We start from the raw sequence: 18,249 nt of genomic DNA, 5'->3' as shown, positions 1-18,249 counted from the left end.
ACGTGAGCCCCACTGTTGAGCTGCAGGTCGGACGACGCACGATCGAGGTCAAGCGAGCCGAGAAGGAGCTCTTCCCGCAGGACGGCATCACCAAGGCCGACCTCGCCGAGCACTATCGGCGTGTGGCACCGCGCATGCTGCCCGAGCTGCGCGGCAGGCCCCTGATGCTGGAGCGGATGCCGGACGGGATCGACGGCGACCGCTTCTATCAGAAGGAGGTCTCCGACTACTTCCCTGACTGGATCCAGCGCGCCACGATGGCCAAGGAGGGCGGCAAGGTCACGCATGTCGTCTGTGAGGACGCGGCGACGCTCGTCTATCTCGCGGGACAGGCCTGCATCACCCCGCATCGCTGGCTGAGCCGGGCCGACCGGCCCCGCTGCCCCGACCGCCTGGTCTTCGACCTCGACCCACCCGGCGACGACTTCGAACCCGTGCGCAGTGCGGCCCACCAACTGCGCGAACTGCTCGAAGAACTGGACCTGCCGTCGGGCCTGATGACCACCGGCTCACGCGGTCTGCACGTCGTCGTCCCCCTGAACCGGCGTGACGACGCCGACGACGTGCTCGCGTTCGCCCGCGCCGCCGCCGAGACCCTGGCCGCGCGGCACGACAAGGAACTGACGGCCGAGCCCCGCAAGGACGCGCGCAAGGGGCGGCTGTACCTCGATGTCGCGCGCAACGGCTACGCCCAGACCGTGGTCGCCCCGTTCGCCGTGCGGTCCCGGCCCGGCGCCCCCGTGGCCGTGCCGCTGGGCTGGGACGAACTGGACACTCCCGGGCTGACGGCCCGCCGCTGGACGGTGGCCGACCTCGGAGACCGCCTGGACAAGGACCCCTGGGTCGGACTCGCCCGGCACGCGCGCGGCGTGAGCGCCGCGGCCAGGCGCCTGGAACGCTTGCAGGCACAGTGACCGGCGCGCGTGAGTTCAGCGGGCCGGCTTCGAGTTCACCACGAAGTGCGCCCCGTCGGGGTCGCGCAGGAGTGCCTCCGTGGCCCCCTGCGCGCCCTGCAGCACGCTGCCGCCGTGGGCGCGCGCGGCTTGGACGCAGGCGTCCACGTCGTCGACCGTGAAGTGGATCTGCCAGTGGGGCCGGATCTCCGGATCGGGCGCTGATTCCACCGCGCCCGAATGGATGCGGGCCACGGTGTCGCCCTGGCTGCGCAGCACGACCCGCTCGTCCTCGTAATGGACCTCGCAGCAGCCCGATGACGTGGACGCCCAGCCGAGGACCTCCGCGTAGAAGATCGCCGCGTCGAAGGCGTCGCGGGTGTAGAGCTCCACGAAGACCGGGGCCGCGCGGCGCCATGCCTCCCAGTCGGACACCAGCTCGCCCTCCCAGATGCCGAAGACGGCTCCTTCGCGGTCGGCGAGCAGCGCCGCCCGGCCCGGAGGGAACGAGATGGGTCCCACCGCGGTCGTCCCGCCGCGCTCCTGGCTGCGGGCCACGGTCTCGTTCGCGTCGGACGCGGCGAAGAAGGGGGTCCAGGCCACGGCCGCCTGCCCGACGGCCTCGACGGCGGACACGCCCGCCACCGGAACTCCGTTCACGCTCGCGAACCTGTACTGGTCGCCCAGCTTGCCTACGCGCCAGTCCCACCCCAGTACGGCGTGGTAGAAGGCCTGTGCGGTCTGAAGATCCCGCGTGGTCAGGCTGACCCAACAGGGTGCGCCGAACACCGAGCTGCTGGGGACGTTGCGGCTTGCGGATGCCTTTTGGCTGCTCATCTTTTTGTACCGTTCCGAGGTCGAAGGGCGCCCCGCCCTCTTCGGGCTACCGGCGCCCGACCTTGTGCGGCCGGGAGGCGACCCGCATCGGCGGCCCGCGCCCGTGATCCCTGTCGGCTCCATCATCCCCACAGAGGGCCCTCACGTCGCGCCAGGCACAGGCGACCAATACGCCTGCATGAATGACCTTGGGCCGGGAACCCGGGGCAAACAGCAACGTCAGCACGCATCAGGCGACTGGCGGGCGCGTTTTCTCACCAAATGGGGTACATGAGTGATATGCGCACTCACAGCTATACCGTTCTGGCCGTCGAGGGCGGCGGCTCGTTGATCTTCATCATCGTCGGCCTCGCCGTGGTCATCGGCCTGCTCGCCATGTTCGTCAGCGGGCGGCGCCGAGCGGCCCGCCGCACCGAGCCCACCACGCCTCCCCACAACGTCGATCCGCCCAGTGGCGAAGCCCAGCGCGGCACCACCTGGCAGACCCCCGACGACGACCCCGACCAGGGACACCCGCACCCCTGACCGCCGGGGTGGGGCGGTGAACGGGGGCTGGCGTTGACGGTGTGCCGCGAGGGAGGGTTCTCTCGCCGGAGACGCGTGCGGGAGAACCCGCCACCAGGAGGGGAGACACCACCGTCATGCCATCTCAGCGAGGACTCGGTGTGGCCGTCATCGGCACCGGGAAGATGGGCGCGGATCATGTCCGCCGGCTCCACGACGTGATCAGCGGGGCGCGGGTGGCGGCCGTCGCCGACATCGAGGCGGAGCGGGCGAAGTCCCTGGCCGCCACGATCGACGGCTGCACGGCCTATACGGATCCGGCGGCCGCCATGGCGTCGGGAGAGGTGGACGCCGTACTCATCGCCTCTCCCGGTCCTGCCCACGAGGCGGCCCTGATCGAGGCGCTCGGCCATGGCCTGCCGGTGCTGTGCGAGAAGCCGATGACTCCGGACACGGCTTCCTCCCTGCGCATCTTGGAGGCGGAGCAACGGCACGGGCACCGGCGCATCCAGGTGGGCTTCATGCGGCGCTACGACTCCGAGTACGTGAAGCTCAAGGCGATGCTCGACAGCGGTGAGCTGGGCCGGGCGCTGATGTTGCACCAGCGCCACCGCAACCTGGCCATGCCGCCCGGGTTCACCGACGACATGCTCATCACCAGCTCGGTCGCCCACGAGGTGGACGCGACCCGCTGGCTGCTCGACCAGGAGATTGTGGCGGTCACCGTGCACAAGCCGGCGCCGTCGTCGCTCGCCCCGGCCGGCATGAACGATCCCCAGCTCGTCCTGTTCGAGACCGCGGCGGGCGCGCTCGTCGACGTCGAGATCTTCGGCCACTGCGGTTACGGCTACCAGGTCCAGGCCGAGGCGGTCTGTGAGCGGGGAACCGTGCGCATCGGTGACGAACAAGGGCCCCGGGTGAGCGTCGACGGCCGGTGGGGAGGCCATGTTCCCCCGGACTACGTCGAGCGTTTCGAGGACGCCTACGACCGTGAGGTGCAGGCCTGGGTGGACGCCACCCGCAGGGGCGAGGTCACGGGACCGAGCGCCTGGGACGGCTATGCGGCCGCGGCGGTGTGCGAGGCGGGCGTCGTGTCCCAGCGGGAGGGCGGCCGCGTCGAGGTGGAGCTGGTCGAACGCCCGGAGTTCTACGGGCAGGCCGTGCGGCGGGACTGAGGGGAGGGGACTGAGTGGCGAGGCAGGGTGGGCGGCACCGATCCGGTGCCCGCCCACCCCGCCTTCGTGCCCTGTAGGGCCGTCGTGCCGATCAGATCGGGTGCGCCTACGGGCGGACGGTGAGCACCAGCTTCCCCGTGACGCGGCCCGTCTCCCCCTCCGCGTGTGCCTTGGCGGCCTCGGCGAGCGGGTACGTCTGCGACACGTGGACCCGCAGCTGCCCGGACTCGGCGAGCGCGGCGACGGCCTTCATGCCCGCCTGGTCGTGCTCCACGAGCATGTCCGTGGCGCGTACGCCCAACTCGGCTGCGCGCTCGGCCACTTCACCGAAGTTGCCGGGCAGGATCGAGACCAGGATGCCGCCCGGCCGCAGCACCTCCAGGGAGCGCAGCCGGTCCTCGCCGCCCAGCGGGTCGAGGACGACGTCGATGTCGCGGGCCTCCTTGACGAAGTCTGCGGTGCGGTAGTCGATGACCTCGTCCGCGCCCAGGCCGCGCACGAAGTCGTGCTTGGCGGCCGAGGCCGTGCCGATGACATGGGCGCCGCGCGCCTTGGCGATCTGCACCGCCGCATGGCCCACGCCACCGGCCGCCGCGTGCACCAACACCCGCTGGCCGGCTTCTACTTGCGCGTTGTCGACCAGGGCCTGCCAGGCGGTCAGCGAGACCAGCGGCAGGGCGCCCGCCTCGACGTGGCTCAACCCCGCGGGCCTGGGCACGAAGGCGCGGGTGGGGCCGGTCACGTACTCGGCGTGCGAACCGGCCCCGTACGGGTAGGGCAGCATGCCGAACACCTCGTCGCCCGGCTCGAACAGCGAGACGCCGATGCCGACCGCCTCGACGACGCCCGACACGTCCCAGCCGAGTGTGAACGGCGGCTGTCCCAGGAAGGCGCCGAACCTGCGGTGCTTCCAGTCGGTCGGGTTCACGCCCGCCGCGTGCACGGCGACGAGGATCTGGCCGACGCCGGGCTCGGGGCGGGCGGCCTCGATCTCCTTGAGTACGTCGGGGTCACCCAGGGCGTCCTGGCTGATGGCCTTCATGGTCACGGTGTCGTTGGTCATGACTCCAGCGTGCGGCAAGTGCCTGACCTGGGCCATGGCAAGATTGCCATTAAGCGATAGAATCGTGCCATGGCTTCGATGGACTTTCTCCCCGGTCGCCCGCACCGCGTGGTCGTGCTCGCCCTCGACGGCGTCTACCCCTTCGAGCTCGGCATCGCGAACAGGGTCTTTCCGTTGGTCCCCGGGGCCTACGAGGTGGTGACCTGTACGGCGACGGACGACCGCACGGTGGCCACCGACGCCGACTTCACCATCACCGTCGGGCACGGTCCGGAGGCACTGGCGAGCGCCGACACGGTGGTGTTGCCGCCGTACGACCTGCGGCGCATCACCGCCGAGTTGACGGAACCGGTGCGCGACGCGCTCGCGCGGATCAGGCCGGGCACGCGGTTCGTCTCCATCTGCACGGGGGCGTTCACGCTCGCCGCGGCCGGGCTCCTCGACGGGCGGCCCGCGACGACGCACTGGGCGCTCGCGGACCATTTCCGAAAGATGTTCCCCGACGTCGACCTGGACCCCGACGTGCTGTTCGTCGACGACGGCGACGTCCTCACCTCCGCGGGGGCCGCGTCCGGGGTCGACGTGTGCCTGCACGTCGTGCGCTCCGATCACGGCAGCGCGGTCGCCAACCGGGTCGCCCGGCACTGTGTCGTGCCCCCGTGGCGGGAGGGCGGCCAGGCCCAGTACATCGAGCAGCCGATCCCGGACGAGGGCGCCACCGGCACCGCCGCCACCCGCGCCTGGGCCCTGGAGCACCTCGACAGGCCGCTGGCCCTGCGGGAGCTGGCCGCGCATGCCCGGCTGAGCCCGCGCACCTTCGCCCGCCGCTTCCAGGAGGAGACGGGCACGAGCCCCGGCCGGTGGCTGATCCAGCAGCGGGTGCACCGGGCCCGGCACCTGCTGGAGTCCAGTGACCTGCCGGTCGACCGGATCGCGGCGGAGGTGGGCTTCGCCACCGGCACGTCGTTGCGGCAGCACTTGCACGCGGCGATCGGGGTGTCGCCGCAGGTGTACCGGAAGACGTTCCAGGCGGGAGCGGTCGCGGGCGACGCGAGGCCCTGACCAGCACTGATAGGCGCCGATCTCCGTCCGGTGCGGTACATGTAACGGCCAGCTGTCAGGCGTGGGGTTGCACTGGAATGGCTACCGCACGCAAGGGTGCGTGCACCGAAAGTAAGGATCGGCCATGGGTAAACGTCAGTCTCCCCGGGACAAGCGCCGCGCTCGCGACCAGGAGCGCAGCAAGCAGCAGCCCCGCAGGCAGGACGAGCAGACCGACGTCGAGAGGGTCGAGGGGCGACGCCCCGAACGCGGCGGCAAGCCGGGCGGCGACATGGACTTCTAGGCCCCCAGGGCCTGGACGCGGCGCCTCACTTGAACTCCCGAGGGGTTCGGTGGGGCGCCGCACCTCACGGCGACCAGAGCCGGCCCCCTAGCCCGCCAGGGACCAACCCGCCTCCTGCGACGCTCAGGCGGGGTGCGCCTCGCGCCAGGCCGCCATGGAGAGGTTCCACTCCTCGCCGTCCAGCGCGGTGAGCGAGGCCGGGAACAGACCGTCCTCCTCCTTGGCGATGTGCCGGTGCAGCTCGTCGACGGCTTCGACGAGGGTGCGTACGTCGTCGGGATCGGACAGGTCGAGAGCGGGCAACAGGGCTGCCAGCTCGCGGTGTTCGCGCTCCAGGTTCGCGATGTAGCCGGCGTACTCGGGGTCCTTGCGCATCACCGCGAACAGCCCGTTCTCCTCGCCCCGCCAGTGCGTCTCCAGTTCGCGGGCCATGAGATCCACGAGCGTGCGCGCCCGATCGGTGTCCCCTCGCTCCAGAGCCCGGACCGCGTCCCCCGCCGCATCGGTGACGCGCTCATGCTCGGCGATGAACTCCTTGATCAGGGGAATCTCTCGACAACCGCAGTAGTGGCACATGGGCTGTTTCTAAACGAGCCTCGGCCGGGATCGAGGGGCGCCACGCGCGTGCCGGGCAACTAGCGTCGCGCCATGGGGTGGGTCGGGTGGGGCAGGCGTGTGGGTGGGGTGCGGCCGTGTGGCTGGTGTGGGGTGGGGGTCGAGCAGACGCGTCGTTGGCGCAAGCGCCGCTACTGCTGCCGGAAGCATCGGCGAAAGGGCGGTGCCCTGTCCCGGGTGTGGGACCTCCTCGACTGGATGACCGACTGGGTGACGGGCTGACACCGGTCGGAGGGTGACCCGGTAGGCTGCCCGGTCGCTGAGGTGGGACGACGAGGGGGAGCGATCATTCGCGGCGTGGTGGGGATCAGGGGTATCGGCAGCAGGGGAGTGGCGGTCGGTTTCGTGCTGGCCGTTGTGTTCGGGGCTGCGGGGTGTGGGGCAGGAGCCGAGCCCGGTGCGTCGCGGAGTACGGGCTCTGCCGGGGAAGGTGACCGGCCCAAGGGCTCGCTTGCCTGGGAGTTCGAGCACATCGCGGACTTCAGTGGCGAGCTCTCCGATGTCGCTGTCCTGGCCGAGGACGACATCTGGGCCGTCGGGAGCGAGAACAACGGCGAGGCCAACGCCCGCCTGCTGCACTACGACGGTTCGACGTGGAAGCGCGAGCCGCTTCCCGATGCTCTCGGCGACAGCGTTTACCCGCCGTTGCTCGAAGAGGCCGGAGGGGACGAACTCTGGCTGCGGCCGCAGACCTCGGAGGATGCCTCCGCCGTGAACCGCTGGGCCAAGTGGGACGGCAGTCGCTGGTCAGCGATGGCCGATCCCGCGCCGGGCAACCCTGGGGAGCTCGATGCCTCGGGCCCGGACGACATCTGGGCCCTCGGCGGCGAGCGGACCGCCCAGCACTGGGACGGCACCCGCTGGGTCGCGACCCGGATGCCGTACGAGGCGTCCGACCTCGCCGTGGTGGGACCGGACGACGTCTGGGCCGTCGGCAGCCGCTCGACCGGGCCGGGCACGGAGCTGGGAGGCTCCGGTGACGGGTACAGCCAGCCCGCGTCGATGCACTGGGACGGCACCTCCTGGAAGGCGGTGGAGACTCCGCAGTCCCGCTTCGAGGAGCCGCTCCCGCCGGAGCCCGGCGCCGGCCTCAGCCAGGTCTTCGCGCTCGACAGCGGTGAGGTGCGCGCGTACGGCATCAACTCCTTCAACCACGGCGAGGTCGAGAACGAACCCGCGGAGCAGTACATCCGGCTGCGCTGGGACGGCTCGAAATGGGCCGAGCAGAAGGCCGCGCCCGGCGGGTGCGAGCTGCGGACCCCGATGGGTCAGGACGACAAGGGCTTGTTCCTCGACGGCAACTGGTACATGACCGATGGAGGCCGCTGCGTGAAGATCAAGCGTCAACGCCTGCCGCTGTCGACGGGAGCCCGCAAGGAGTCCGACCAGTCGCTGTGGCTGAAGGAGATCCACCGGGTGCCGGGCACCGACGAGTGGCTGGGCGCCGGGCACGTCCAGGTCAACCAGTCGGGAGACCCCTTCGGCGCCCCCGTCGTCGTACGTCTGAAGCGAGCCGGCTGACCGAGGGAGCGGTGTCGCCGGGGGCTACGCGTCGGCGCCGTACGTCCCGTACTCCGGTCGTCCCGTCGTTTCGTAGATCTGAATCGCCAGTCCGCCCGGCGTCGTCTCGTTGCTCAGGAGCCGCAGGCCGGCCGGTGCGCCACCGTCCGGCAGCAGGCGGCGGCCCGTCCCCACGACCACGGGCGCGACGGCCAGGCGCAGTTCGTCGACCAGGCCGGCGGCCAGCAAGGACTGGCCGAGCCGCCCGCTGCCGTGGATCTGCAGCTCGCGGCCGGGCCGTCGCTTCAGCTCGGCGACCTGGGCGGGGATGTCGCCGGACAGGATGGTGGTCGGGTCCCACTCGGCGGTGGTCAGGCTGTGGGAGGCCACGTACTTCGGCAGGCCGTTCAGGATGGCGGCCGCCGGGTGCTCGGTCATCTTGGGCCAGTCCCGCGCGAAGTTCAGATACGTACGGCGGCCGAACAGGAACGCGTCGGCCTGACCGAGCCATGTACCCGCCAGCCGTTCGAACTCCTCGTCGAGATGCGGCACGAACCAGCCGCCCCGGGTGAACCCGTCACTGGTGTCCTCGTCCGGCGCCCCCGGGCCCTGGTACACACCGTCGAGCGACAGGAATTGCTGCAGTACCAACCTCATCGCGCACCACTTTCGTGATCGGGGACCGTCCGTCCCTCTCACCCTTCAGACAGCGTGCCGCACGAGGACTCATCGGTCAGGGCGACACCGGTCTGGTTCTCGAGAAGTGCACGCCCCTGTTTGACCTGCGATGGCGGGTTCGGAGCGGCTTGGCGCCTTACGTACGGTCCGTCCGGCGTGACACGGCCGCAGGCGGGGTCCCGCTTCCCCTCTGAGCCTCAAGGGCCATACTGGTCGGGCCCCGATCACTCACAGAACGACTTTATGGCCAAGAAAAGCAGCTCCTCGACCACCGTCCCCGACACCGCGTGGCTGGGGCGCGGGCGCCACATCGGGCCCGAGCCCGAGCAGGACGTCCGGCGCAACCTGATCGCCCTCAAGGCGGCCGGGGTGCTCGACGACTTCCTGGACCTCGACCCCGTCGACGCGGCCCGCTCCACCGTCCTGCACCCGCGGGACGAGTCCGCCGACCCCGGCCCCTCGGCCCGCCGCCTCTTCGAGGCCCGCTGGCGGGTGGCCGACGATGTCACGGTGCGCGCGCAGCTGACCCTGTACGACCCCGAGAGCCGCCGCAAGGAAGCCGAGGGCGTCACCTGGGTCCTCGCCGCCGAGGCGGAGGGGGTGTGGGACATGCACTGGCCGTCGCCCGCCCTCATGTTCTGGCCGGACAGCGACCGGGTCGCCTGGGACCACGACACGGCGGCGGGTGTGCGCCTGCGGACGGCGAACCACCTGCCGAAGGACGACGACGAGCTGCGCCACCGGCTTCGTGACTGCACCCGGCAGAGCTGGTTCATCCATCTCGTGGTGCACGAGGCGATGACGCCGGACGCCATTGGGGAGCGGCCGCTGTCCGTGTTCCTGCCGCCGAGCCTGCGCCACCAGGTGGTCGAGCACCGGGGCACACCCGAACAGGCACAGATCGCCGACTTCGCGATGAAGCGGGAGCTGAGCGTGCGCATGCCGCGCGGCGGCGCCGTCGTGCTGCCCACGGCGCCGCAGAGCCCGGACTACGACGCGGAGCGCTTCACGGTGCGCACCGTGTTCCTGGACGGCTCGGAACCGACCGAACTCCTCGACAGGATCAAGGAGTTCGCGGCGCTGCCGCGACCGCTGAGCGCCGAGGCCGAGCAGGCCCTTACCCGGCTGCGCCAAGGCTGGCACCTGCTCACCCCGGACGAGGAGCTGACCCACGCCCAGGGCATGGTCACCAGGTACGCCGAGGCCCTCGAGGCCATGACGACCTCCCGTGACCTGTACCAGCAGGCGGCCGAGGCGGCGCAGGCCGCGCTGGCCGAGGTGACCGGCGGCGACGGTGTGCCCCGGCCTTCGGCGCCGGGTCACGTCAAGGCGGACGGCTCACCGCTGAGCGCCCTGACGAAGGCGTTCGGCCGCTTCCGGGACCCGAACAAGTAGGCACCGGCGGCGTCGGTCCCCGCCGGTGCCTCCGGAGGTCACCCTGGCCGCTGCCCCTGTCCGCCGGAGGCGGGCGGGGCTTCGCAACTGGGTGCGGGGGAGGCGGCGTTGGCGTAGCGGTGGGCCAAGTGGGCGAAGGCGGACTTGAGTTCGTGCGGGCCGATGACCTCGATGTCGGCATCGAACCTGCCGATGGCGGCGGCCAGCGCGGCCCATGACCATGAGCCGAGGACGAGTCGGCAGCGGTCGGGGCCGAGTTCCTCGACGATCCCCTCGCGGCTGTAGCGCGACACCTCGGCCGCGGGCAGGTCAAGGATCACCTCGCCGCGGCAGGGCCAGTCGCCCGAGCCGTCGAAGCCCTGGAACCTGCCGGCGACGAAGGCGGCCACGTCACCGCCGGGCACCTCGCGCGGCGTGAAGCGGGGGCCCGTGGGAGTGCGCGGGGTGATCCGGTCGGCGCGGAAGGTGCGCCAGTCCTCGCGGTCGAGGTCCCAGGCGACGAGATACCAGCGCGCGCCCCAGGTGACGAGGTGGTGGGGTTGCACCCGGCGAGGAGGGAGCCCGGCGGGGTCGGCGCCGACGGCTCCGGGCGGTGTCACGGGGGCGTAGTCGAAGCGCAGTACTTCGCGGGCGTGCACGGCGGCACTGAGCGCCATCAACACATGACCGGCCACCTGAGGGTTCGGCGCGACGGACGGCCGCTCGACGGCGGTCACCTGGAGGGTGTCGATGCGGCGACGCAGCCGGGCGGGCATGACCTGGCGGACCGTGGTCAGCGCGCGCGCCGCGGCCTCCTCGATGCCGGCGCCGGAAGTGGTGGCGATCTGGAGGGCCACGGCGAGGGCGACGGCCTGCTCGTCGTCGAACAGCAGCGGCGGCAGGTCCGCGCCCGCGTTGAGGCGGTAGCCCCCGTCGGGTCCCTTGACGGCCGCGACGGGGTAGCCGAGCTCACGCAGACGGTCGACGTCCCGGCGTACGGTGCGCGGGCTGATGCCAAGGCGCTCCGCCAGCAGCGCCCCTGGCCAGTCCCGCCGCGCCTGGAGCAGAGAGAGCAGCGCGAGCAGTCGCCCCGAGGTTTTCGGCATGTCTCCATGGTGCCCCGAGAAGAGGCCACAAACTGACCGCTTCTCTTGCGAGGGTCGGACCTGCCAGACCACGAGCACCACCGACCGGAAGGCGCGACGACTGTGACCACCACGCCCACCACATCCAGCACCCCCACCTCGACTCTCGACGCCGAGCGCACCGACCTGCTCGCCGGACTCGCCGGCGCGCGAACCGCCCTGATCGACACGGTGCGTGAGCTCAGCGACGAGCAGGCGGGACGGCAGCCGACCGTCAGCGCACTGTGCCTGGGCGGGCTCGTCAAGCACCTCGCGTCCGTCGAGGAGGGCTGGCTGCGCTTCGTCCTCGACGGCCCGTCGGCGCTGCGCTACGACCTGCCCGAGGGTGTCACCTGGGAGGACCTCGCCGCCGGTACCGCCCGCGAGTACCCGCAGTGGGCGATCGACCACCGACACGGCTTTCGGATGCTGCCCGGCGAGACGTTGGCCGCGATCCTGGCGCGTTACGAGGAAGTCGCCGCCCGCAGCGAGGAGATCATCGCCTCCGTGCCCGACCTCTCGGCCACGCACCCCCTGCCCCAAGCCCCCTGGCACGAGCCGGGAGCCGTACGCAGCGTGCGTGGGGTGCTGTTGCACGTCATCGCCGAGACCGCCCAGCACGCCGGGCACGCGGACATCCTGCGCGAGGCGCTCGACGGTCGGACGGCGAGTTGAGCGAGGGCCGCACGAGGGACGCGGGTGCAGGATGAAACCGACCGAAGGGAACGGCGTGACCGTCAAGACCCGCCGCAGGAGGCCTCCGATGACCGTTCTCGACACCAGAGCGCTCAACCGGGCGACACTCGCCCGGCAGCTGCTGCTGGAGCGGGCCGACACACCGGTCCTCGACGCGGTCGCGCACCTCGGCGGTCTGCAGGCGCAGGAGCCGCAGGAGCCGTTCTTCGGCCTCTGGTCGCGGCTGCGGGCGTTCGACCCGGCGGAGCTCTCCGAGCACCTTCTACGGCGGCGCGTGGTGCGCACCCACCTCATGCGCCGCACCGTCCACCTCGTCACCGCCGACGACGCCCTGGTCTGGCGCGCCCGCCACGACACGATGCTGCGCCAACGGGTCCTCGGCGTCTACCGCGGCGAGCTCGAAGGGACGGACCTCGACGAGCTCGCGGCAGCGGGCCGGGCGGTCATGGCCGACGGTGAGCCGCGCTCCCTGACCCAGCTCGCGCGTGCCCTCGCCGAGCGCTGGCCGCAGCCGGGGCCGCGGGCGCTGGGGGAGATGCTGATGGCCGTCGTGCCCATGGTGCAGTTGCCGCCGCGAGGGCTGTGGCGGACGAAGGCGGGGGTGCGCAACGTTCCGCTGTCGGCGTGGCTGGAGCGCGAGGTCGCCCCGCTGTCCCCGGACGGTTCCGACCCCGTGGGGCAGGCGCTGCTGCGCCGCTACCTGGCGGCGTTCGGACCCGCCGCATCGGCTGACCTGCGCGCCTGGTGCGGCCTTGCCGGACTGCCGGCGGCTGTGGCCGCGCTGCGCGGGGAGCTGATCACTTTCAGGGACGAGCGGGGCAGGGAGCTGCTCGACCTGCCCGACGCGCCGCGCCCGGACCCCGAGACGCCGGCACCGGTGCGTTTCTTGCCCGCTTTCGACAACGCGATCCTCGGCTTTCAGGACCGCACCCGCATCATCGACGACGCCCACCGCGGCCTGTCGGTTGCCGGAGCCCGCGTCGTCCTGGTGGACGGCCGGGTCGCCGCCACCTGGACCGTGGAGGCGGACACGGTGACGGTCGTCCCGCTGCGCCGTTTCTCGCGCGCCGAGCGCGTCGCGGTCACCGAGGAGGGGCAGGCCCTTGCGGCGTTCCTCTCCGGCAACACGAGCGACCGCGTACGGATCTCGGCCGCGGGTCCGCCGCAGTGAGGCAGGCAGCGCGAACTCCTTGGTAACCAAAGGGTTCCTCAGTCACCGGAAAGTGCGTTCTTCCACGTCAGCGTTCACTCTCCTAGGGTTCTCAAGTAACCACCGGAGAGCGAGGACGCGGCGCCCCGGTGGCATCAATCCCCCAGTTTCCAAGGATGAGGAGCGAGCACATCATGGCCATCACTCTGGTGAATCCCGACGGGTTGCCGAAGATTGACGCCTATCGGCAGGTGTCGGTCGCGACGGGCTCGAAGCTGGTGTTCCTCGCCGGGCAGGTCGCCTGGGACGCCGAGGGAGTCACGGTCGGCGAAGACGACCTCGCCGCCCAGGTCGAGCAGTGCTATCTGAATGTCGCCACCGCCCTCGCCGGAGTCGGTGCCTCCTTCGACGACGTGGCGAAGCTGACCGTGTACGTCGTCGACTGGACCCCCGACAAGATGCCCGTCTTCCTGGAGGGGGCGGCCAGGGCCGCCGCGAAGTTGGGGGTCACGCCGGTGCCGCCGGGCACGTTGATCGGCGTGGCGGCCCTGGATGTCCCCGAGCACCTGGTGGAGGTCGAGGCCACCGCGGTCATCGACTGAACCACCTGCTGAACTAGGGTGATCGGCAGGAGTTCCCGGTGAGGAGAAGAGCCGTTGACGACCTTCCGGCAGCACATGACGGAGATGGCAGCGCGTGCCCTGGCGGAGTTTTCGCAGGAGGTGACCGCCGAGATCTACGCGGTCACGTTCCGGATCGACAGCGTCGACCAGGACCCGAGGTTCCCGTACCTGGCGATCGGCTACAACACCGAGATCGACGTGGCCCGGGAGTTCGCCCAGGGGGGTGGCACGGAGCCATGGGAGAGCCGCTGGCACTACGCCTACTTCGGGCCCGTGGGGTTGGACGGTATCCGCGTCATCGGCCACGATCCCGCGCACGATCCGGCCGGCTCCGAGCTGCACCGGGCCGAGTCGGTGGCCCAAGGCCTCTGGTACGAGGACGACCTCACCGAGCAGGAGGAGGACGAGCGAGGCGAGGCGCTCGCCGAACAGTTCCACGAGCTCTGCGTCGACCTCGCCCGCGGCCTCCACGCCGACGGCCGGCTCGTCGGCGTCCTCGGGCGGCCCGTGCCCGTGATCCTCTACGACATGGTCGACCGCGACGCGATGTTCGCCCTGACGCGTGCCGCGAACCCGCCCGAGCTGGTCACGGAGTTCCTGAGCGAGGATCCGCAGGGGCAGGAGCCACAGGAGTAGCCGCGACCGGCCGCAGCCACAGGGCCGTCAGGGGCGGGAGCGTCAGGCTGATGGACGCGGCGAAGCCGTGGCCCGCCTGGGATTCCTGCGGGCGCGCGGCGTTCTCGATGCCGCTTCCGCCGTAGCGTGACGCGTCGGTGTTGAGGATCTCCTCCCAGGCCTCGCCCGCCTCGGGGGGTACGCCGAGCCGGTAGTCGTGGCGCACCACCGGCGAGAAGTTGAAGACGGCAAGGAGCGGGCTGCCGTCGGAGGCGTGGCGCAGGAAGGCGAGGACATTGTCCTCGGCGGCGTCGGCGGTGATCCAGCGGAAGCCGGACGGGGAGGTGTCCTGCTCCCACAGGGACGGTGCCGCGAGGTAGTGCTGGTTCAGGTCGGCCACGAGGTGCTGGATCGCGCGGTGTTCCAGGTGGGCGGGGTTGTTCTCCTCCAGCACCCACCACTGGGGTCCCTCGGCCTCCGACCACTCGGCGCCCTGGGCGAACTCCTGCCCCATGAAAAGGAGTTGCTTGCCCGGGTGCGCCCACATGTAGGCCAGGTAGGCGCGGTGGTTGGCGCGTTGCTGCCACCAGTCGCCGGGCATCTTCGACACCAGTGCCTGCTTGCCGTGCACGACCTCGTCGTGCGAGAGCGGCAGGACGTAGTTCTCGCTGTAGGCGTACACCATCGAGAACGTCATCTCGTCATGGTGATACTTGCGGTGCACGGGTTCATGGGCGATGTAGCCCAGGGAGTCATGGGACCAGCCCATGTTCCACTTGAGCCCGAAGCCCAGGCCGCCGAGCCCGGCCGCCGAGGGGTCATCCGTGGCCCGGGTGACCCCGTCCCACGCGGTGGACTCCTCGGCAATGGTGACGACGCCCGGACAGCGACGGTAGACGGTGGCGTTCATCTCCTGGAGGAAAGCCACCGCGTCCAGGTTCTCGCGTCCGCCATGGGCGTTGGGTGACCAGGAGCCGTCCTCGCGGGAGTAGTCCAGGTACAGCATCGAGGCGACGGCGTCGACGCGCAGGCCGTCGATGTGGAACTCCTGGCACCAGTACGTCGCGTTGGCGACGAGGAAGTTGCGCACCTCCTTGCGCCCGTAGTCGAAGACGAGGGTGCCCCAGTCGGGGTGCTCGGCCTGCCGCGGATCCTGCGGCTCGTACATGGGTTGGCCGTCGAACGCGGCCAGCGCCCAGTCGTCGCGGGGGAAGTGGCCGGGGACCCAGTCGAGGAGGACGCCGATGCCCGCCTGGTGCAGTGTGTCGACGAGGTACTTGAAGTCGTCGGGTGTGCCGAGGCGGGCCGTGGGGGCGTAGAACCCGGTGACCTGATAGCCCCACGAGCCGCCGAAGGGGTGCTCGGCCACGGGCATCAGCTCGACGTGCGTGAAGCCCAACATGCGTACGTAGTCGGTGAGTTCCACCGCCAGCTCACGGTAGGTGGCGCCAGGTCTCCACGAGCCGAGGTGGACCTCGTAGACGGACATGGGGGCCGCGTGGGTCGGGCGGTCGGCCCGGTGTTCCATCCAGTGGGCGTCGCCCCACACGTGGTGGCTGTGTGTCACCACGGAAGCCGTCGCCGGAGGGGTCTGGGTGGCGCGCGCCATTGGGTCGGCGCGCTGCGTCCGGGAGCCGTCGGCCCGGGTGATCTCGAACTTGTACATGGCCCCTTCGCCCAGGCCGGGCACGAAGAGTTCCCAGATGCCCGATGACCCCAGGGATCGCATGGGCAGCGATGTTCCGTCCCAGTGGTTGAAGTCGCCACAGACGCGCACGCCGATCGCGTTCGGGGCCCATACAGCGAATCGAGTGCCCTGTACCCCTTGGTGCTCACTGACGTGTGCGCCCAGGGCCGTCCAGAGCTCCTCGTGGCGGCCCTCGGAGATGAGATGCAGGTCCAGTTCGCCCAGGGTGGGAAGGAAGGCGTAGGGGTCCTCCGTCTCCACGACGGCCTCGGGGTAGCGCACCCGCAGCTGGTGGGGAGCGGTCGGCTGCACCGGGATGCCGCCCGAGAACAGGCCGTCCCCTTCGTCGTGCAGCTCCCACACCAGGTCGTCCAGCACCACGCACACGGCCTGGGCGCCGGGGCGCAGGCAGCGCAGGTGTACGCCGTGGGGCACGGGATGCGCACCCAGGACCGCGTGCGGGTCGTGATGTGCGCCGCGCAACAGCCGGGCCCGGTCGTCGGCGGCCAGTGGGGGCAGCGCGCATGCCCCGCGGACGGCTGCTGCGGGGGTGGCGGCTGGGGACACCTCGGTGACGGACATATGTACTGCTCCTCGAACCCGGCGGACGAACCGTGGCGGGTGATCAGTGGTGGGGGCGATCAGTGGTGACGGGCGAGCCGGGCGACGGCCCGGAGAGGGACGGTGATCCAGTCGGGGCGGTGCGTCGCCTCGTAGAGAACCTCGTAGACGGCCCGGTCCGCCTCGTGTGCGTGCAGCAGCACCGGGATGTCCTGCGGATCGAAGAGGCCCGTCGCGCCGTATCCGTCGCAGAACGCGGTGCGGCAGCGCGTGGCCCACTCCGGGCGCGCCGCCTTCTCGACGTGGGCGGCGTAGTCGAAGGAGCGCAGCATGCCGGCGATGTCGTGGATCGGGGAGCGGTCGGCGCGCCGTTCCGCCAGGGGTTTGGCGGGCTCGCCCTCGAAGTCGACGACATGCCAGCGGCCGTCGGCCCGCAGCACCTGCCCCAGATGGAGGTCGCCGTGGATGCGCTGCAGGTGCAGACCGCCGTCCGTCGCGGCGAGCCTGATGAAGACCTCCCGCAGGCCCGACACGTGCGAGCGCAGGGCCGGCACGCTGGCCGCCGCCTGCAGAAGCCGGTGGGTCATCTGGTCGGCCAGCCGCGTGTGGTGGTCCGCGGTGGGCTCGGCCACCGGGAACGACTCGGCGAGCGCCACGTGCAACTCGCCCGTCAGGCAGCCCAGTTCGTATGCCTGGTCGGAGAAGTTGCCCTGCGCGACGGCTGATTGCATGGCCAGGGTCCAGCCGTCCGTCGCCCCGGGCAGGAAGCGCTGCACGACGCCCAAGGTGCCCCAGAACGGCTGGGAGGTGTGGAACCAGGCGACGGGCTCGGGAACGCGGGTGTACCCGTGCCGGGCCAGCACCCCTGGAATCTCCAGGTCGGGGTTGATGCCGGGCTGGATGCGGCGGAACAGCTTCAGGATGATCTCGTCGCCGTACACGATGGATGTGTTCGACTGCTCGACGTCCAGGACGCGCGGCATGAGACCCGCCGGGACCGCTGAGCGGGGGAAGGACTCGAAGCGCAGGTCCCCCATGACGCCGCCGCGCCGGATCCGGTCGAGGAGCAGGATCGTGGCCCGGGGGTCGTAGAGCGCGTCGTAGACCCACAGATCCTGTCCCTGGGAGCCCTCCATGCGGCCCAGGAGGCAGTCCTTCAGGCGGGGCGGCAGGTCGGTGACGGCGCCGAGCAGCAGTTGGTAACAGGCGGTGTCCTGGGGGAGTCCGGTCTGTTCGACCCGCACCAGCAGGTGAAAGACGTCGGGGGTCAGCTCCGTCGCGGCCGTCACGGAGACGCCGGTCACGGCACGCTCCCGGTGGGCGAACCATCTTTGCCGTGGCAGCCAGCGACTCAGCAGGGTCGCCAGCGTGGGGCCGGCGAGCGGATGAGGCTTGGTGCCGTACGACAGCAGCAGGGGCGAAGACATGACGTCACGTCCGATCACTTTGTGGAACGCACGGTCCTAGGCGCTCTTTCGCAGAGTCGGAACCAGTAGGAGCCGTGCCCGGCGAGGGTCAGGAGATAGGGAAGTTCGCCGATGGCGGGGAAGCGGACGCCGCCCATGAGCTCGACGGGGCTGCGGCCGTCGTAGGCCCGCAGGTCGAGTTCGGTGGGCTGCGCGAAGCGGGAGAAGTTGTGCACGCACAGGACCAGGTCGTCCTTGTACTCGCGCAGGAAGGCGAGGACGGCGGCGTTGGAGGAGGCGAGCTCGAGGTAGGAGCCGAGTCCGAAGGCGGGGTTCTGTTTGCGGATCTCGATCATCCTGCGGGTCCAGTGCAGGAGGGAGGAGGGCGATGACATGGAGGCTT

General features: G+C 71.0%; 19 protein-coding genes. 11 read left to right on the top strand and 8 right to left on the bottom strand.

The genetic code is table 11. The features are described from left to right. Positions 1-2: 2 nt before the first annotated feature. Entirely contained in the window at positions 3-914 is a 912-nt protein-coding gene (ligD, locus tag AB0M70_RS34120; protein WP_365826265.1) for a non-homologous end-joining DNA ligase, read from the top strand. Between the two features lie 15 nt (positions 915-929). Here ligD and AB0M70_RS34115 read toward each other — a convergent pair whose 3' ends face one another. Further along, positions 930-1,730, bottom strand: a complete 801-nt coding sequence (locus AB0M70_RS34115) for a VOC family protein (protein ID WP_365826263.1) — start codon at positions 1,728-1,730, stop codon at positions 930-932. Between the two features lie 270 nt (positions 1,731-2,000). On the opposite strand from AB0M70_RS34115, the gene AB0M70_RS34110 reads away from it, so the two are divergent. Continuing rightward, positions 2,001-2,255: a DUF6479 family protein gene (locus tag AB0M70_RS34110; protein WP_365826261.1), complete on the top strand. Its 255-nt coding sequence runs from the start codon at positions 2,001-2,003 to the stop codon at positions 2,253-2,255. A gap of 116 nt (positions 2,256-2,371) precedes the next feature. After that, positions 2,372-3,409, top strand: coding sequence for a Gfo/Idh/MocA family oxidoreductase (locus AB0M70_RS34105; RefSeq protein WP_365826259.1), 1,038 nt, complete (start codon positions 2,372-2,374; stop codon positions 3,407-3,409). A gap of 106 nt (positions 3,410-3,515) precedes the next feature. On the opposite strand, the gene AB0M70_RS34100 is transcribed toward AB0M70_RS34105, so the two are convergent. Then, positions 3,516-4,472, bottom strand: coding sequence for an NADP-dependent oxidoreductase (locus AB0M70_RS34100; protein ID WP_365826257.1), 957 nt, complete (start codon positions 4,470-4,472; stop codon positions 3,516-3,518). A 78-nt stretch (positions 4,473-4,550) separates the two neighbouring features. Between AB0M70_RS34100 and AB0M70_RS34095 the strand changes: the two genes are divergently transcribed. Continuing rightward, the gene (locus tag AB0M70_RS34095; RefSeq protein WP_365826633.1) at positions 4,551-5,534 is read left to right on the top strand and encodes a helix-turn-helix domain-containing protein; all 984 of its coding nucleotides are present in this window, start codon (positions 4,551-4,553) and stop codon (positions 5,532-5,534) included. Positions 5,535-5,658: 124 nt separating this feature from the next. After that, entirely contained in the window at positions 5,659-5,817 is a 159-nt protein-coding gene (locus AB0M70_RS34090; protein ID WP_365826255.1) for a hypothetical protein, read from the top strand. 123 nt (positions 5,818-5,940) lie between these two features. On the opposite strand, the gene AB0M70_RS34085 is transcribed toward AB0M70_RS34090, so the two are convergent. Continuing rightward, complete coding sequence (locus tag AB0M70_RS34085; RefSeq protein WP_365826253.1) at positions 5,941-6,393, bottom strand: hemerythrin domain-containing protein; 453 nt, start codon at positions 6,391-6,393, stop codon at positions 5,941-5,943. A 336-nt stretch (positions 6,394-6,729) separates the two neighbouring features. On the opposite strand from AB0M70_RS34085, the gene AB0M70_RS34080 reads away from it, so the two are divergent. Beyond that, positions 6,730-7,953 (top strand): hypothetical protein, encoded by a 1,224-nt coding sequence (locus tag AB0M70_RS34080; protein WP_365826251.1) that lies wholly within the window; start codon positions 6,730-6,732, stop codon positions 7,951-7,953. A gap of 24 nt (positions 7,954-7,977) precedes the next feature. Here the strand turns inward: AB0M70_RS34080 and AB0M70_RS34075 are convergent, their stop codons facing one another. Continuing rightward, a complete protein-coding gene (locus tag AB0M70_RS34075; protein WP_365826249.1) occupies positions 7,978-8,589 on the bottom strand; it encodes a dihydrofolate reductase family protein in 612 nt (203 codons plus the stop codon). Positions 8,590-8,853: 264 nt separating this feature from the next. Between AB0M70_RS34075 and AB0M70_RS34070 the strand changes: the two genes are divergently transcribed. Then, entirely contained in the window at positions 8,854-10,005 is a 1,152-nt protein-coding gene (locus AB0M70_RS34070; RefSeq protein WP_365826247.1) for a hypothetical protein, read from the top strand. Between the two features lie 38 nt (positions 10,006-10,043). Here the strand turns inward: AB0M70_RS34070 and AB0M70_RS34065 are convergent, their stop codons facing one another. After that, entirely contained in the window at positions 10,044-11,090 is a 1,047-nt protein-coding gene (locus AB0M70_RS34065; protein ID WP_365826245.1) for a WYL domain-containing protein, read from the bottom strand. A gap of 102 nt (positions 11,091-11,192) precedes the next feature. On the opposite strand from AB0M70_RS34065, the gene AB0M70_RS34060 reads away from it, so the two are divergent. The 4 genes from AB0M70_RS34060 (at position 11,193) to AB0M70_RS34045 (ending at position 14,213) form a co-directional block, all read left to right on the top strand. After that, a complete protein-coding gene (locus AB0M70_RS34060; RefSeq protein ID WP_365826243.1) occupies positions 11,193-11,783 on the top strand; it encodes a DinB family protein in 591 nt (196 codons plus the stop codon). A gap of 88 nt (positions 11,784-11,871) precedes the next feature. After that, the gene (locus AB0M70_RS34055) at positions 11,872-12,975 is read left to right on the top strand and encodes a winged helix DNA-binding domain-containing protein (RefSeq protein ID WP_365826241.1); all 1,104 of its coding nucleotides are present in this window, start codon (positions 11,872-11,874) and stop codon (positions 12,973-12,975) included. A gap of 173 nt (positions 12,976-13,148) precedes the next feature. Then, positions 13,149-13,556, top strand: coding sequence for a RidA family protein (locus tag AB0M70_RS34050; protein ID WP_365826239.1), 408 nt, complete (start codon positions 13,149-13,151; stop codon positions 13,554-13,556). Between the two features lie 54 nt (positions 13,557-13,610). Beyond that, the gene (locus AB0M70_RS34045) at positions 13,611-14,213 is read left to right on the top strand and encodes a hypothetical protein (protein WP_365826237.1); all 603 of its coding nucleotides are present in this window, start codon (positions 13,611-13,613) and stop codon (positions 14,211-14,213) included. On the opposite strand, the gene glgB is transcribed toward AB0M70_RS34045, so the two are convergent. From glgB to AB0M70_RS34030, 3 genes are all read right to left on the bottom strand, one after another. Beyond that, positions 14,164-16,461 (bottom strand): 1,4-alpha-glucan branching protein GlgB, encoded by a 2,298-nt coding sequence (gene glgB, locus AB0M70_RS34040; RefSeq protein ID WP_365826235.1) that lies wholly within the window; start codon positions 16,459-16,461, stop codon positions 14,164-14,166. The two genes, AB0M70_RS34045 and glgB, sit on opposite strands and share 50 nt — an antisense overlap. Positions 16,462-16,520: 59 nt before the next feature. Then, positions 16,521-17,867 (bottom strand): maltokinase, encoded by a 1,347-nt coding sequence (locus tag AB0M70_RS34035; RefSeq protein ID WP_365826233.1) that lies wholly within the window; start codon positions 17,865-17,867, stop codon positions 16,521-16,523. Positions 17,868-17,881: 14 nt separating this feature from the next. Next, on the bottom strand, positions 17,882-18,249 hold a 368-nt coding region (locus AB0M70_RS34030; protein WP_365826231.1), incomplete at its 5' end, for an alpha-glucosidase C-terminal domain-containing protein.

The sequence above is a fragment of the Streptomyces sp. NPDC051214 genome (genome assembly GCF_040682375.1).
GTDB lineage: Bacteria > Actinomycetota > Actinomycetes > Streptomycetales > Streptomycetaceae > Streptomyces.
This window is presented reverse-complemented; position numbering and strand designations above follow the sequence as displayed.

What these genes read in the sequence shown, in the direction of transcription:
- AB0M70_RS34100 (WP_365826257.1), bottom strand. Translation starts at nt 4,472, where the DNA reads ATGACCAACGACACCGTGACCATGAAGGCCATCAGCCAGGACGCCCTG.
- AB0M70_RS34055 (WP_365826241.1), top strand. Translation starts at nt 11,872, where the DNA reads ATGACCGTTCTCGACACCAGAGCGCTCAACCGGGCGACACTCGCCCGG.
- AB0M70_RS34095 (WP_365826633.1), top strand. Translation starts at nt 4,551, where the DNA reads ATGGACTTTCTCCCCGGTCGCCCGCACCGCGTGGTCGTGCTCGCCCTC.
- AB0M70_RS34065 (WP_365826245.1), bottom strand. Translation starts at nt 11,090, where the DNA reads ATGCCGAAAACCTCGGGGCGACTGCTCGCGCTGCTCTCTCTGCTCCAG.
- AB0M70_RS34050 (WP_365826239.1), top strand. Translation starts at nt 13,149, where the DNA reads ATGGCCATCACTCTGGTGAATCCCGACGGGTTGCCGAAGATTGACGCC.
- glgB (WP_365826235.1), bottom strand. Translation starts at nt 16,461, where the DNA reads ATGTCCGTCACCGAGGTGTCCCCAGCCGCCACCCCCGCAGCAGCCGTC.
- AB0M70_RS34070 (WP_365826247.1), top strand. Translation starts at nt 8,854, where the DNA reads ATGGCCAAGAAAAGCAGCTCCTCGACCACCGTCCCCGACACCGCGTGG.
- AB0M70_RS34105 (WP_365826259.1), top strand. Translation starts at nt 2,372, where the DNA reads ATGCCATCTCAGCGAGGACTCGGTGTGGCCGTCATCGGCACCGGGAAG.
- AB0M70_RS34075 (WP_365826249.1), bottom strand. Translation starts at nt 8,589, where the DNA reads ATGAGGTTGGTACTGCAGCAATTCCTGTCGCTCGACGGTGTGTACCAG.
- AB0M70_RS34085 (WP_365826253.1), bottom strand. Translation starts at nt 6,393, where the DNA reads ATGTGCCACTACTGCGGTTGTCGAGAGATTCCCCTGATCAAGGAGTTC.
- AB0M70_RS34115 (WP_365826263.1), bottom strand. Translation starts at nt 1,730, where the DNA reads ATGAGCAGCCAAAAGGCATCCGCAAGCCGCAACGTCCCCAGCAGCTCG.
- AB0M70_RS34110 (WP_365826261.1), top strand. Translation starts at nt 2,001, where the DNA reads ATGAGTGATATGCGCACTCACAGCTATACCGTTCTGGCCGTCGAGGGC.
- AB0M70_RS34090 (WP_365826255.1), top strand. Translation starts at nt 5,659, where the DNA reads ATGGGTAAACGTCAGTCTCCCCGGGACAAGCGCCGCGCTCGCGACCAG.
- AB0M70_RS34035 (WP_365826233.1), bottom strand. Translation starts at nt 17,867, where the DNA reads ATGTCTTCGCCCCTGCTGCTGTCGTACGGCACCAAGCCTCATCCGCTC.